The 14,218-nt window shown below is 42.8% G+C and carries 12 protein-coding genes; 7 read left to right on the forward strand and 5 right to left on the reverse strand.

Features of this window, described 5'->3' with window-relative positions:
- Positions 1 to 37: 37 nt before the first annotated feature.
- Both ABWT76_RS07795 and ABWT76_RS07800 read right to left on the reverse strand, forming a co-directional pair.
- The gene (locus ABWT76_RS07795) at positions 38 to 1,600 is read right to left on the reverse strand and encodes a hypothetical protein (RefSeq protein WP_354635898.1); all 1,563 of its coding nucleotides are present in this window, start codon (positions 1,598 to 1,600) and stop codon (positions 38 to 40) included.
- A 305-nt stretch (positions 1,601 to 1,905) separates the two neighbouring features.
- A complete protein-coding gene (locus ABWT76_RS07800) occupies positions 1,906 to 2,688 on the reverse strand; it encodes an ABC transporter permease (RefSeq protein WP_054465974.1) in 783 nt (260 codons plus the stop codon).
- A gap of 454 nt (positions 2,689 to 3,142) precedes the next feature.
- On the opposite strand from ABWT76_RS07800, the gene ABWT76_RS07805 reads away from it, so the two are divergent.
- The 5 genes from ABWT76_RS07805 to ABWT76_RS07825 all read left to right on the forward strand — a co-directional run bounded on the left by ABWT76_RS07805 (position 3,143) and on the right by ABWT76_RS07825 (position 9,908).
- Positions 3,143 to 6,946, forward strand: coding sequence for a response regulator (locus tag ABWT76_RS07805; RefSeq protein ID WP_354635899.1), 3,804 nt, complete (start codon positions 3,143 to 3,145; stop codon positions 6,944 to 6,946).
- A gap of 42 nt (positions 6,947 to 6,988) precedes the next feature.
- Positions 6,989 to 7,456 carry a hydrogenase maturation protease gene (locus ABWT76_RS07810; protein WP_354635900.1) on the forward strand — a complete coding sequence of 156 codons (468 nt, stop codon included), beginning with the start codon at positions 6,989 to 6,991 and terminating at the stop codon, positions 7,454 to 7,456.
- 51 nt (positions 7,457 to 7,507) lie between these two features.
- On the forward strand, positions 7,508 to 7,858 hold the full coding sequence (gene hypA / locus ABWT76_RS07815; protein WP_054465970.1) for a hydrogenase maturation nickel metallochaperone HypA: 351 nt from the start codon (positions 7,508 to 7,510) through the stop codon (positions 7,856 to 7,858).
- Between the two features lie 191 nt (positions 7,859 to 8,049).
- The gene (hypB, locus tag ABWT76_RS07820; protein WP_354635901.1) at positions 8,050 to 8,982 is read left to right on the forward strand and encodes a hydrogenase nickel incorporation protein HypB; all 933 of its coding nucleotides are present in this window, start codon (positions 8,050 to 8,052) and stop codon (positions 8,980 to 8,982) included.
- Positions 8,983 to 9,464: 482 nt separating this feature from the next.
- Positions 9,465 to 9,908, forward strand: coding sequence for an FxLYD domain-containing protein (locus tag ABWT76_RS07825; protein ID WP_054466040.1), 444 nt, complete (start codon positions 9,465 to 9,467; stop codon positions 9,906 to 9,908).
- A 65-nt stretch (positions 9,909 to 9,973) separates the two neighbouring features.
- Here ABWT76_RS07825 and ABWT76_RS07830 read toward each other — a convergent pair whose 3' ends face one another.
- The 3 genes from ABWT76_RS07830 to upp all read right to left on the reverse strand — a co-directional run bounded on the left by ABWT76_RS07830 (position 9,974) and on the right by upp (position 11,505).
- Positions 9,974 to 10,249, reverse strand: coding sequence for a YggT family protein (locus ABWT76_RS07830; RefSeq protein ID WP_054465968.1), 276 nt, complete (start codon positions 10,247 to 10,249; stop codon positions 9,974 to 9,976).
- A 133-nt stretch (positions 10,250 to 10,382) separates the two neighbouring features.
- Positions 10,383 to 10,751 carry a hypothetical protein gene (locus tag ABWT76_RS07835; RefSeq protein ID WP_054465967.1) on the reverse strand — a complete coding sequence of 123 codons (369 nt, stop codon included), beginning with the start codon at positions 10,749 to 10,751 and terminating at the stop codon, positions 10,383 to 10,385.
- 100 nt (positions 10,752 to 10,851) lie between these two features.
- On the reverse strand, positions 10,852 to 11,505 hold the full coding sequence (gene upp, locus ABWT76_RS07840) for a uracil phosphoribosyltransferase (RefSeq protein ID WP_054466039.1): 654 nt from the start codon (positions 11,503 to 11,505) through the stop codon (positions 10,852 to 10,854).
- Positions 11,506 to 11,944: 439 nt separating this feature from the next.
- Between upp and crtH the strand changes: the two genes are divergently transcribed.
- Positions 11,945 to 13,441: a carotenoid isomerase gene (gene crtH / locus ABWT76_RS07845; RefSeq protein ID WP_354635902.1), complete on the forward strand. Its 1,497-nt coding sequence runs from the start codon at positions 11,945 to 11,947 to the stop codon at positions 13,439 to 13,441.
- Positions 13,442 to 13,709: 268 nt separating this feature from the next.
- On the forward strand, positions 13,710 to 14,186 hold the full coding sequence (gene sufU, locus ABWT76_RS07850; RefSeq protein WP_054465965.1) for a Fe-S cluster assembly sulfur transfer protein SufU: 477 nt from the start codon (positions 13,710 to 13,712) through the stop codon (positions 14,184 to 14,186).
- Positions 14,187 to 14,218: the final 32 nt, after the last annotated feature.

The following is a 14,218-nucleotide window of genomic DNA, read 5'->3' on the forward strand; positions in this document are numbered from 1 at the left end:
GCAAATGCGCTCTGTTCGTCAAAAAAATAATCACTACCTATCCGTAAATAGCTTCTAGCAACTTACTTGCAAATAAGTTAACATCTGTCGTTTCTGCCTTTAAGCTCTCAGATATCTTGACAGCTTGCTCTTTAGTCAATTGTGGCAATTTGTTCTGCTGATAAACCCGTTGCCACTCCTCTTTTAGCATTGCAGCCGTTCGTTGGGACGCTAGGTTCTTAGCGTACACACTCTCAGCAGTTGACAAGGTGTGACCTTGACTTTGGGCAAGCTTCCAGGGATTGACTCCTAGGCAACGGCCTCGATGGGTGTAGGCGTGACGCAACTTGTGAGATGAGAACTTGGTAACGTTCAAAGATTCCCAAGCGATTGTAGATCCAGTTCCTGCGCCTAACATTATGACAATGTTCTGAGTTCCCTTGAGTCGGCAATCACAGTTTACTTTCAACGGCTCTTTAATGTCTGGCAATATCAACCCGTCCTTAAGGTGAAAACGCTCTATCCAGTTATCGCCGATAGGTGACAGTGGCATAGCGAGACGCTTACCCGTCTTAGTATCGTCACTGATAACCAAGACCGGAAACTCATTGTTAGGGTCAAAGAACGCGGGGATTATGCGATCGCTTTCAAGTTGAACCCGGCCTAGGCCGTACTCACTATCAGTAGAATCGTCAGAATCATCAGAATCGACTTGAACCCATTCCTTAGCTGAGATGTCAACCGGGTTATGCCAATTTAGAACGTGCCAAAATTCGTGAGCACGAATACCGTAGGTTGCCATGATGCCAAAAACAAACTGATAAGCTTTAGCGGCGTGTAACTGTTTACGATCTTTTTTACGACCATTACGCTGAAATAAAGAAAACCCATTTTCCCAAACATGGATAACTTCATCATCTGTGGGAACGTAAGTTTCTTTTTCCTCTGTATCCTTACCAGTGAACTTACGACAGTTTAAAGCATTGCCAAATTCACGCTCTAAATCGTGATATTGCAACAATGCTTTGACTGCTGTAATTGCTTTTGTCGCTTGACTGTTATCATCTAAAGAATTGATAAAATCTATCAACACTTTAGAAGTCAATACAGCATCACTTGGTAAGTGCTTAAGAAAACGACCCCGATAGTGATTCCACTTACTTTCTGGGTTTTTAGCATCCTTATTATCAGCGATAAAAGCTAATTTGTAAGCTTCTATTAAGTCACCAATAACTTTTGGTGCTATCCCTTTTTTTGCCTTTCCCAACACATCATAATCAAGATAGTCCCAAAATGCAATGGGGTTATCAGAAAAGCGATTGATTTTCAAGACGTGGCTTAGTAAGTTACTAGCGTTTTTAGCCTTAGTTACTTGCAACGGAATATGAGCACTACCCATGCCTACGTTATATTGTTCGGGTTTCTGAATTCCGTCGCGATTTACCGGGTAGGTAAATATCAGAGTCAAGGTTGCGTTGCTGATCGAGCGATCGTTAACCTTGAGTGTACAGACACCTCGACCACCGTATCTTGCCTTTATATCAGAGTTGTGATTTTTAATCTCAGCTTTGACATCTTCCAAAGACTTAGCCGGGTTGCCGCCATTTTTGACTTTAGTCATATAGTTGCTAATTGTTTATTAGATTTTCAAGGTGCATTTTCGGTGCTTACAGTGTACTTTTTAGTACCTACAAAGTTAGATGCTAAAACCTTAACTGTAGACAAATCAATAGTAGCACAGAACCATGCTGGCAGCAATACAATTTAAATCAAATAGTATTGCTGCCAGCATGGTTCCTCGTTAATGTTTAGCAGAAATGTTTAGCAGATTTTTCGGGCTTAGTTGCCCCCGGCAACCACGGGGGATTGCCCCTAGATTTTATCGCGATTTTTGGTATCGCGATTTTTGGTTTTTTCCGATTGTGTTTAGCTAGAGGCACTGGTATAAAAGCGCAGGGCAAACCGCCAAAAGGCGATCGAAGCGCATAGCAAAGTGATGGCTAAAACTCCCGAACCCATGATCCAAGTGAATTCTCCACGGTTTAACATTGCCTGAGCGGGTACTGTGGTTAAAAAAGCGACCGGCACTACAAAGGTAAAGAAAACTCTATAGGCGGTGGGATAAGCCACCATTGGATATCTTCCGGCTTCCAGGAGTCCTCTTAATACCTCAGTAATATTGTAGGTTTTAACGAACCAAATTGTTGTTGATCCGAGCATAAACCATAAGCTATAAAGACTAATGACGGCAAATAATAAAGGAATAAAACTTAACAAGTAATTAACGCTGCTTAAGCCTAGTTGACTGCCAGCGTATCCGACAATAATTATGCCAAATAATAAGTCAGACAAACCCCAAAGAGAAATGGTGCGGGTAGAAAGCCAAAATTGACTACTAATGGGTTTGAGCAAAATAAAATCTAAAGTTCCTTGTTGCACATGATCGACGATGCGATTTAGGTTAGGAATCAAAAATGTGGCGGAAAATCCTTGCAATATGGTAAAAATTCCCAGAACAATTAAGGCTTCTTGCCATTGCCAACCTTGGAAAGTATAGCCTGTTCTATAAAATAAAAATAATCCAAATATACTGCCCCCTAAGCTGCCGATACTGGTGAAGGTAGCCAGTATAAAATTTATCCGGTATTCCATTTCAGCGGCGATCGCTGCTCCCCAAAATAATTTTAAAATTGATAGATATCTTTGCATGGGCTTGTTATTTGTGGTTTGTTGGTGGGTAGGGATTCTTTTGTTATTTGTTATTGGTTGGTGGTTATTGGTTGGTGGTTATTGGTTGGTGGTTATTGGTTGGTGGTTATTGGTTGGTGGTTATTGGTTGGTGGTTATTGGTTGGTGGTTGGCATTATAGCAAATAGCTGGCAGTAAATAACAAACAATGAATAACAAATAACAAATAACGAGTTACTTCAGGACAAATAACCGTAAAATAATTTTTATGGCCACGGATTGCCGCGATCCAAGATTTCAGTCTAAGATAAGACCATAAATCTGGTATAGGAGCAAATTCAATGATAGTTTCAATTTACGCCCCAGCATTATTAAGATTATATAAAATTTCTGACAATTTAATAGTACCCGTATAAAATTGTCAAATAAATTAAATCAAAAACGTTTTTACTTAACCACCTTAAATTTTTCAAATATGTATAATGAAATACCAAATAATATTCTGGTTTTAAATAAAAAAGATTCAGTGAATGAAAAAGTCCAAAGTATTTTAGAAGCTAATCAATTAACTGTGATAAATATCCAGGGGTTTTGTGAAGCGATCGCCTATTTGACTGAAGGCAGATCCCCACAACCGGATTTGGTGCTGCTTGACCTGGATCTGCCAGAAGTTTCCGGGGCATATGCGGTGAAACAATTACAAGCGATCGCCCCTGATGTGCCGATTATAGCACTGGTGAGTCCGCAGCAGGAAGAAATGGCGAACGGGCTATTTTCTGTGGGACTGCAAGACTACTTGGTAAAAGACGAAATCAACAGTCGGGCATTGATGCGAGTAATTGCCGGGGCAGTTTCCCGGAGTCGCTATGTTAAATCATCTGAACGTAAGATAAGCAATCGATTAGAAAAAATAAGTGCAGCACTGGGAAATGATTTTTTCCAAAAGTCGCCGACGGGGATGGCAATTTTAGATCCCGTGGGGGTAATTATCCACGTTAATCAAGCTTTAGCCAAGATGAATGGGCGATCGCTTCAGGATTTTTTGAGCAAAAAAATTACAGAAATATGGCCAGAAATCGGCATTCAATTGATGGGACAGTTTGAACAAGTTTGGCAAACTGTCCCATCAATTATCGCTCAGGAATTTACCATGAATCAACCAGGAGCGTCGAACTTGACTCATCAATCATGGTCGATGTTTCCTCTGTCTGATGCTGAGGGAGAAACTATCGCGATTGGCTGCTTAATTCTGGATATCAGCGATCGCAAACAAGCGGCTGAAGCGATGTTGCATCCGCAACGCTTCGCGAACGAACAAGAACGCCGGCAACTCAGACAAATTGTCGCCCATGCGCCAGTAGCGATCGCTATTTTAGATCGAGAACTGCGCTACTTGGCTTACAGTAAAAAATGGCTGACCACTTATGGCTTAGTCGGTCAAGAAATTTTGGGCGATTGCCACTATCAAATAGTACCAGATATGCCCGATCACTGGCAAGAAAATTATCAAAAAGCATTGGCTGGAGAAATCATTTCTATTCCCGAAGAATGCTGGAATCGGGCAAACGGCCAGAAAATTTATTTGCGTCGGGCAATTCATCCTTGGTACAGTCCCAATGGTCAAGTGGGGGGGATTGTCATTGCCAGCGATGTTGCATCCGCAACGCCGAAGCGCGATCGCATCGATGAATTAGTTGAAGCCAGAGAAAAAGCGATCGCTGCTGTTAAATTTAAATCCCAATTTTTTGCCAACATCAGTCACGAAATCCGCACTCCCATGAATGGGGTATTAGCCATGAGTGACTTACTCTTGAAAACGCCATTAAATGGGGAACAACTTGATTTTGTTCAAACCTTAAAAGTGACAAGTCATCACTTACTGACAATTATTAATGACTTACTAGATTTTTCTAAACTAGAATCCGCCCAAATTCGGCTAGAAATGCGAGAGTTTGACTTAAATGAATGCCTGGAAACTGTCATAGATTTACTGGCAACTCAAGCCAATGCCAAAGGGTTACAAATGGCCGTCCTAGTTGATGGGGATGTTCCCCGGCAACTGGTTGGGGATGATTTGCGCTTAAGGCAAATTCTGACAAACTTAATTGGCAATGCCTTAAAATTTACCGAAACCGGAGAAATCATTGTTCATGTTGAGCGGCTAGAAACTTTAAATATAAAAAAATCTCCAATAAATTATCCTGCCATCAATAGTTATGCTCTAAATAGACCGATTACCATAAAATTTTCAATTAAAGATACAGGAATTGGAATTTCCGATCCCGATCAAAAGAAACTATTCCAAGTTTTCTCCCAAGTGCATCAAACTTCGAGAAAATATGGAGGCACGGGCTTAGGATTAGCAATTTGTAAACAATTCGCGGAATTAATGGGAGGTGAAATCGGGGTACAAAGCCAATTGGGTGAGGGTTCTACTTTTTGGTTTACCATTAAACTAGGTTTGGGAAAAACCCATATGGATCTGCCTCATCTAAGTTATGCCAATAAATCAGAAAAAATCCGAGAAATTGAGGCGACAAGAAAAGCCCTGTCTGGAAAAAAAATCTTGGTCATCGATCGAAATGCCACGAATCGCACCGTAGTGATTTTAGCAGCCAAAAGTTGGGGAATGCAAGTAGAAGAAACAGATAATGCTGTGGCGGCTTTAACTAATTTATGTTCAGACAGCGCTCAACAAAATTTTTATCATGTTGTTTTAGTGGATTGGCAAATGCTGAAATTAGACCGAGATTTTCGCGCTCAATTAATGCGGATTAAACCCGTGCTTAAGCCAACTAAATTCGTTTTAATGACTGAAATCACGGAAACGCAAAAAGCTAAACATTTGCTTGAGTTAGCCTTTGCGACTTACTTGGTCAAACCCATTACCGAAAGTCGATTAAAAACCGCTATGTTAAAAGTCCTATTTTCTCCTAATGAATCCTCTAGTCAAATGAAGGAAAAAATCAATCTTGCTAAAAATAAAGCATCGGATTTTAAAATTTTGATTGTAGAAGATACCCTAATGAATCAAAAAGTGATTAAACATCAGTTAGAAATGCTGGGTTATGTGGCTGATTTTGTGAACAATGGTCAAGAAGCGTTAGCGCAATTATCAGAAAAATCTTACGATATTATTTTCATGGATTGTCAAATGCCCATATTGGATGGATATGAAACAACTAAAGCTGTGAGAGAACGGGAAGCACAACATAAATTGCCGAAAAATATCATCGAAAGAACTGTGGTTATTGGGTTAACCGCTTATGGAATTAATGATGAATGTGCGGACGGAAGTGGTTTGACAAATCGAGAAAAAGGTTTGGCGGTGGGTATGGATGATTTTTTAACCAAACCCATCTCCCTGGAAGATTTAGAATCGGCTATTCAGCGATGGGTTAAACCTGAAACTTCACCCCCAGAAATTGTCAATAATTTAGTAAATGTGCCTGAATGTACTGTGGAGCAAGTTTATGGCCTTGAGTCCGTAGTAAATGTGGCTCATTTGGCCAAAATTACCCAGGCTAATATTGAGTTACAACAAGAGTTGCTAGGACTATTTATTCAACAGGCTGAAACGAATTTGCAAAAGGCACAAGCAGCTTTAGAAACTGGGGATATTCAAACTTTATGCCGCAACGCACATCAATTAAAAGGGGCGAGTGCCAATGTCGCAGTGATTGGGATGCCAGAGTTGGCGGCAGAATTGGAACGTCAAGCTAACGCTAATAATTTAAAAGAAGCGATCGCCCTTATTGGTGAACTAAAACAAAAACTGGATCAGTTAAAAAATGCGATGCTGCACAGCGGATCTTTTAAGGGAATCACCGCTTCAGAAAATTTGAACCATTTCACCCAGACTGCTATGATTGCTCAGAACAGTCCGGTCAAACAGGTGAATCCTGATTCACGGGCGATCGCCGTTGATTCACACCGATTATCGGCACAAATTCCCATTGATTTTGCTCGACTACACAAAATCTCTGGAAGCAATCATTTTTTTGAAAAAAAACTGTTAGAAACCTTTGTCCAACAAACCGACACCTATCTAGAAGAAGCCATGACCGCCCTCACGGATCAAAATTACTTTCATCTGGCTCACAAAATGCAGCAAATTAAAGGAACAAGTCAAAATGTGGGGATTCTTATCATCCCAGAAATTACCAGTAAAATCGAAGCAGAAATCACTCAAAACAATTTCACCTCGATCGCAGAAACCATGAAACAATTACAAAATATTTATCAGGCTGTTAAGGAGTTTATTGCCGCCGATCGGTGATGACCCGATCGGCACATTAACCGAATCCCAGGAAATAAAAGCATGATTCCCAATCAAGAAAAAAACACCCAGCCATCAGTATTAGTGATTGGATATGGAAATACCCTCCGCAGTGATGATGGGGTGGGGCAACAGGTTGCCACTCTGGTCGAGGAGTGGAAATTGCCATATATCCGCAGTTATGCGGTCCACCAGTTAACTCCAGAATTGGCGGCAGAACTAGCTACCGTCCAGCGAGCCATTTTTATCGATGCCTACCCAGAGTCTACAACGGTGGAAGTTTATCCCCTGACCGATGAAGTCCCAGAAACGACCAATTGTTTGGGACATACCAGTAATCCGCGATCGCTCCTCACCTTAGCCAAACAGGTTTATGGGGTCGCCCCGGCTGCTTGGTGGGTACTCATTCCAGCGGTTAACTTCGACTTTGGCGAACAATTTTCCCCCACCACCCAAGCGGCGATCGCGGTTGCTTTAGAAAAAATTAAACAATTAGTCAGCGAATTTTGACTATTCTCCCCACGATCAATTTGTCAGAATTATCTACGATAAAATAATGACATGCATGAAGTCAGTTTAATGGAACAAACCCTAGAAATTGCCCTAGAAAATGCTCGTCAGCAAGGAGCAAACAAAATCAATCGCTTAAAAATGCGGATTGGTGAAATGTCTGGGGTGGTTCCCGAAGCCTTAGAGTTTGCCTTTGATGTGGTGACACAAGGCACGATCGCCCACGGAGCAATTCTAGAAATAGAATCAGTCCCCGTTGTTTGTTATTGCTCTCACTGTCAGCGGGAATTTTCCCCACCTGATGTATTTTATCAATGTCCAACTTGTGAACAATTCAGTCAAAAAATGATTTCGGGAAAAGAAATTGAATTAACTTCTCTAGAATTATCGGACTTTGTTTGAATTTGTTATTGGTTGTTGGTTGTTTGTTGTTTGTTCTTTGTTCTTCGTTCTTCGATGCCAACAACCATCAACCAAAGAATCCCTACCCATCAACCAACAACCAAAGAATCCCTACCCATCAACCATCAACCAACAACCATCAACCAACAAAGAATCCCTACCCAACAACCATCAAGTAACAAAATAAAATTATGTGCAAAGATTGCGGATGTAGTAAAACCCCTGGAGAAATTGGAATTCATAGCCATTTTCACCATGACCATGACCATGACCATGACCACGATCATAACCATGACCATGATCATAACCATGATCATGACCATGATCATAACCATGACCATGACTATGACCATCACCACGATCATCAACACCTTTCTGGTCACGATCATCATCATCCCCATTCCCAAAATGGTCAGAATAAAGGCGATCGCGAAGCGGCGCGGATGCGCGATCGCATTGTTCAAATTAGCCAAGGAATTTTGGACAAAAACGATCGCCTTGCGGAACGGAACCGAGGCTATTTTATGGCCAAAGGTTTGCTAGTGTTAAACCTGCTTTCTTCCCCTGGTTCTGGCAAAACTTCCTTGCTAGAACGTACCATTAGTGATTTGAAAAATCAGGTAAAAGCTGGAGTCGTGGTCGGTGATTTAGAAACCGATAATGACGCCTCTCGTCTCAGTAAAACCGGTGCCCCGGCCATCCAAATTACCACCGGAACGGTCTGCCATTTAGAAGCAGAAATGGTCGCCAAGGCAGTCAAACAACTTGACCTGGATGCTTTGGATTTACTAATTATTGAAAATGTGGGCAATTTGGTCTGTCCTGCTGCTTATGACCTAGGCGAAAATATGCGGGTAGTCATGTTATCTGTCACCGAAGGAGAAGATAAACCCCTAAAATATCCGACCATGTTTAAATCCGCTGATGTGGTGATTGTAAACAAAATTGATATTGCCGAAGTGGTGGGATTTAATCGGGAAAAAGCCTTAACCAATATTCAAAAAGTAGCTCCCCAAGCGAGTATTTTTGAAGTATCAGCCCGTACCGGGGAAGGGATGGAAAATTGGTATCATTGCCTGACAGAAGCAATGTCAAAAAATCAGCCATTCCTGGTTTCTACTTAATCGCCTTCGGGCATAAATCCAAAATAGGACTTACAGCGCTTTTCTGTTGAGTAAACCACGAGCGGGCGAAGCATTCCGGCAGTCAGGTTAATCTTTATAAGCATCAAACTTCTGGCGGAATGCTTCGCCCCTACAGATATTTGTGGTTTACTCGCGGAGAAAATTGCTGTACGCCAATACGCTATATATAAGGGCAACCACCGCTTTCGGATTGCCCCTCCAAAACCAGAAATATCGACACCATGCGTAAGTCCTATAGCAATCCTATTTAAGCTATCCGTAGGGTGTTGTTCCGAGACGGTAACGCACCAATACTCATATATAGAGTCGTTGCGTAAGTCCTAATGAATAGAAAAACCCTTTAATTACCGGGGAAGTGATATAAGCTAGTGGTTAGCGTAATTTTAACCAATCAAGTAACCAATAAAGTAATGTTCAATACGAGTCGATTTCGCCTGTTCGCGAAGCGTGCCGGATGGCATTTGAATTTTCGGGCTTTTTATGGGGTGGTAATGACCGTAGCGATCGCGATCGCCACTTGGTTTTGGATGCCCCCCGCTTGGGCAATGACCCAAATTACCCTCTCTGACCTATCTTACAAAGACTGTCCGGCAGAATTCTCCGAAGGGCTGGTGACTAGCGATGGTTCTGGCAATCCTGCTAATTGCTTTATTATCACTGGAACCGCCAAAAATCCCACCAATAAAATGGTCTACGATGCGGATGTTTATGGTCGGATTTATGATGCCAATGACAATAACGTGCTGCCGAACCGGACGCGGGTAGGAAAAATTGATGAAGTTCCCCCTGGGGAAAGCAATTTTGAAGTGAGAATTTCTGTGCCGGTAAATAATCCATTACCTTTGAGCTTAAAACAATTCAAAGCCTCTGGTTTTGCCTCTGCGGTGCGAATTGAACACTTTTGATCCTGGAAATTTAAAAAAGTAGAGACGTAACCAAAACGTCTCTACTTGTATTTTTGTTTACCTTATTAAAATGCACTTGCTGCTGGTAAACTAGCAAATACATCAGCCACAATTTGCAAGAGCAAAATAGCCAAAATTGCGGAAAAGTCAATGCCACCGATTGGGGGAATGAAAGAACGGAAAATATTCAGATAAGGATCAGTTAGCTGACTGAGAATCGAAAACGGTGGATCGTACCAGTTGACTTGAGGAAACCAGCTTAAGAGAATCCTGATGATCAACAGGGCAAAATAGATGTTCAGAAAAGTGGCTATGGTCTGGGTGAGTATCTCTATTCCCATAAGTTTATGCTGCGAAAGCAAATTAATTAAGTTGGTTAAGGCTTAAATTTAGTGTAAACGATGGGGAGGCGGTCTGGAGCAGTTAACCTCCTGAAAGTTGGTCAAATTTGAAAGTCAACCGTCTCCAGATGCGTCAGTCAGTTCGGTTATCCGTCATGGGCTTTCGGGGAGCGACCGGCGAGGAAATCGCTTCAGGGTTGTCCAGTTCATCAGAATGATCGTGGTCATCCCCTAACTGGAAGCGGACTTCATCAATGGCTTCATTTAGTTGAGCAATTTTCTCTTCTAAGGTTCGCCGTGCGACAGAAATCTTTTCCTCTTCACCTTTTAGCGGGCGTTTGATGATTTTACGCAATTTTGATTCCGGCAGTGGACTATTCTCATCGGCTAAAACCTCTTGCGATCGCCCTCCTCCGAGCAGAAAGCCAATCACGCCTCCGACTAAACCACCGACGACGGCGCCAACGATTAATCCACCTGTAAAATTATCTTGATCACTCATTTCTCTTCCCTATTCATTAACCGATATTTCCAGGATAACTTCGAGTGAATCACTCGAATAACAGTCTTTTTGTCAAATAGCTCCGGACAATTTTGGGGATTTATTCGGTGCCAAAGGTGCGATCGCCTGCATCCCCTAATCCCGGAACAATAAACCCCTGCTCATTGAGATGTTCATCAATACAAGCGGCATAGATATTTAACGCGGGATATTGTAGACTCAATTTCTGCAAAGCGGGAGGGGCTGTCACCACGGAAATAATCCGAATCAGATCCGGACTCACCCCACGATTAGTCAACTCTGTCATAGTGGCCATAATCGTGCCCCCCGTCGCCAACATCGGTTCGGAAATCAACACTCTGGTTTCCGGCTCAAACTTTTCTGGCAACTTATTCACATAACACCGAGGTTCTAAGGTTTCCTCATCCCGTACCATGCCCAAATGATAAATCGATGCCGTCGGCAGTACCGTTTGCGCTCCGTCCATCAGGGCTAAACCCGCTCGCAGAATCGGCACCACCGCGATCGGCTTTTGGGGATTCACCATTGTCGCCGGACAAGGCGCCAAGGGCGTCGAAATCATCACATCCAGAGTGGGCAACCAATCGCGACAAGCTTCGTAAGTCAGCCAACGGCCTAATTCGGTCATGGCGGTGCGAAACAGGACTGATGGGGTGTCGCGATCGCGAGCCACTGCCAGCCAATGCTTAATTAAAGGATGAGGTGGAACGAAGACACGCAATTGTATAGTCATATTCGGTAAATTTGTGGCTAAACGTAAATCATCATAGTGCCTTGCGATCGTGGATTGATCGGCGATCAGGATTTTTTTCTTATTTGTCATTTGTTATTTGTTGTTTGTTATTTGTTGATGCTCCATCGGCGAATTATGTTAATTTATTGCAGATAAAGTATATGCAATAAGCTGTATCCCTAAAAGTTTTGAAAAAAATTCTCAAAAAGTATTGACAAAACTTTGCAATAAGTTTATAGTAAATATCGTGTTCTCCTCTCATAAGGATCGGCAGGCGGGATTAGTTGGCAAGATTAAACTAATCCCGTATTTTCTTTTTATGCATGGGACTTAACCTGAGAAAGCTTTAAAGGTAAAATGTAAGGACACGGCATTGCTGTGTTCTGTCAACAATTGTCAACAACCGCGATCGCAACTAGATCGTCAATCATCACTGATCATGCCCTCAAAATTTGACGTTATCGTTATTGGCTCCGGGATCGGCGGACTTGTCACAGCCACCCAACTAGCTGCAAAAGGCGCACAAGTTCTTGTCTTAGAAAGCTACGTCATTCCCGGAGGCAGTTCTGGGTACTTTGAACGCAATGGCTACCACTTCGACGTAGGCGCCTCCATGATCTTTGGCTTTGGCAAACAAGGCACCACCAATTTGCTCACTCGTGCCTTAGATGCGGTCAATGTCAGCCTGGAAACCATCCCGGATCCGATCCAAATTGATTACCACCTGCCCAATGATTTGCGGGTGCAAGTCCACCGAGACTATGAGAAATTTTTGCAAGAACTGGGAGATAAATTTCCCCAAGAACGCCAAGGGATCCGTAACTTTTATGACGAATGCTGGCAAGTGTTCAACTGCCTCAACGTGATGGAATTGTTATCCCTGGAAGAACTAGGCTATCTGACCCGCGTCTTTTTTCAACACCCTCTAGCTTGTTTGGGTTTGGTGAAATACCTGCCAAAAAACGTGGGAGATATCGCCCGCAAATATATTAAAGACCCAACGCTGCTGAAATTTATTGATATTGAGTGCTACTGCTGGTCAGTAGTCCCCGCAGATATCACCCCCATGATTAATGCGGGAATGGTATTTTCTGACCGACATTATGGCGGGATTAACTATCCCAAAGGTGGGGTGGGGAAAATTGCCGAAAAACTGGTAGAAGGGTTAGAAAAACACGGGGGCAAAATTCAATATAAAGCCCGAGTCGATCGCATTCTCATGGAAAAAGGACGGGCAATCGGGGTGGAACTATCCAATGGAGAAATCTATTATGGCAAACGAATCGTTTCCAATGCGACTCGTTGGGATACTTTTGATAAGTTATTACCGGATACACCCCTGCCGAAAAAAGAACAAACTTGGCGCGATCGCTACCAAGAATCTCCCAGCTTCCTCAGCTTACATTTAGGGGTAGAAAAATCTGTCATCCCCCCAGACACCGCTTGCCATCATATTCTCCTAGAAAACTGGCAACATATGCAAGACCCAGAAGGCACAATTTTTGTCTCAATTCCCACCTTACTCGATCCAGACTTAGCCCCAGAAGGATATCACATCATCCATAGCTTTACCCCCGATTGGATCGCTCCCTGGAAAGGACTCTCTACCACCGAATATGAAGGCAAAAAAGAAACCGCTGCCGGACGAATCATCGAGCGATTAGAAACTATTTTTCCTGGATTAGATGCCGGACTTGATTATATGGAAATCGGCACTCCTCGCACCCACCAAAAATTTTTAAATCGGCACAATGGCACCTATGGGCCAATTCCCCAGCGGAAACTTTTAGGCTTATTACCCATGCCATTTAATCGCACATCTATTCCGGGATTATATTGCGTGGGGGATAGCACATTTCCCGGCCAAGGTTTAAATGCCGTCGCCTTTTCTGGCTTTGCCTGCGCTCATCGCATCGCCGTTGATTTAGGCTTCTAGGGATATATCTATCAAGATATGTTTTATGTCAGGTGGACATTTGCCACCTGACATAACCATCATCCAAAATCAGGCGACGATCGATCGACGATCTACAGGCATTGATCCCAGCCGCATCCGTGAGCCTAGGGGAACAGGGAAGTTGAAGTAGCAAGTGCAACGACCTGAGATTTGAAGTAGGTTGCATCCAAGAAAAATGGATTCTCCAAGAAAACCTGTAACTATTCGGAGTATCGTAAAGATAAGTTAACTTCTAAGCAATTACACCATGAGTCTTGGTAATTTGCGCGATCTTTACCAGCAAGTTATTCTGGAGCGCTACAAAACCCCTCGGCATAAGGGGACAACAAGCCCGGTTCACTGTCGCCAACGCGGCCACAATCCCTCTTGTGGTGACACCATTGAGATCACAGTCCAGCTTAATCAAGCGGGCGATCGCATCGAAGATGTGAAATTTGAAGGGGAAGGCTGTGCCATTTCAATGGCTTCTGCGGATCTGATGGCAGAAGCATTACAAGGAAAAACCATCTCTGAAGCCCTGGAAATGGTCAAACGATTTCAAGGCATGATGAAAGGGGAGGGAGAATTTCCCAAAGAACACCGCAAGCTAAACGTCATGCAAGGAGTCGCTCAATTCCCTGTGCGGATTAAATGTGCTAATCTTTCTTGGCACGCTTTAAAAGCCGCCTTGGAATCGCCAAACCCTGACTCGGTTGAGTTTGTCAGCAACGAGACGGAAACTTGAGTAAAAAAATTCTTAAAATTCTTATGATATCC

This window comes from Planktothricoides raciborskii GIHE-MW2 (assembly GCF_040564635.1).
GTDB classification, from domain to species: domain Bacteria; phylum Cyanobacteriota; class Cyanobacteriia; order Cyanobacteriales; family Laspinemataceae; genus Planktothricoides; species Planktothricoides raciborskii.

What these genes read in the sequence shown, in the direction of transcription:
- ABWT76_RS07800 (WP_054465974.1), bottom strand. Translation starts at nt 2,688, where the DNA reads ATGCAAAGATATCTATCAATTTTAAAATTATTTTGGGGAGCAGCGATC.
- hypA (WP_054465970.1), top strand. Translation starts at nt 7,508, where the DNA reads ATGCATGAAGTCAGTTTAATGGAACAAACCCTAGAAATTGCCCTAGAA.
- upp (WP_054466039.1), bottom strand. Translation starts at nt 11,505, where the DNA reads ATGACTATACAATTGCGTGTCTTCGTTCCACCTCATCCTTTAATTAAG.
- hypB (WP_354635901.1), top strand. Translation starts at nt 8,050, where the DNA reads ATGTGCAAAGATTGCGGATGTAGTAAAACCCCTGGAGAAATTGGAATT.
- ABWT76_RS07795 (WP_354635898.1), bottom strand. Translation starts at nt 1,600, where the DNA reads ATGACTAAAGTCAAAAATGGCGGCAACCCGGCTAAGTCTTTGGAAGAT.
- ABWT76_RS07830 (WP_054465968.1), bottom strand. Translation starts at nt 10,249, where the DNA reads ATGGGAATAGAGATACTCACCCAGACCATAGCCACTTTTCTGAACATC.
- ABWT76_RS07810 (WP_354635900.1), top strand. Translation starts at nt 6,989, where the DNA reads ATGATTCCCAATCAAGAAAAAAACACCCAGCCATCAGTATTAGTGATT.
- sufU (WP_054465965.1), top strand. Translation starts at nt 13,710, where the DNA reads ATGAGTCTTGGTAATTTGCGCGATCTTTACCAGCAAGTTATTCTGGAG.
- ABWT76_RS07835 (WP_054465967.1), bottom strand. Translation starts at nt 10,751, where the DNA reads ATGAGTGATCAAGATAATTTTACAGGTGGATTAATCGTTGGCGCCGTC.
- crtH (WP_354635902.1), top strand. Translation starts at nt 11,945, where the DNA reads ATGCCCTCAAAATTTGACGTTATCGTTATTGGCTCCGGGATCGGCGGA.
- ABWT76_RS07805 (WP_354635899.1), top strand. Translation starts at nt 3,143, where the DNA reads ATGTATAATGAAATACCAAATAATATTCTGGTTTTAAATAAAAAAGAT.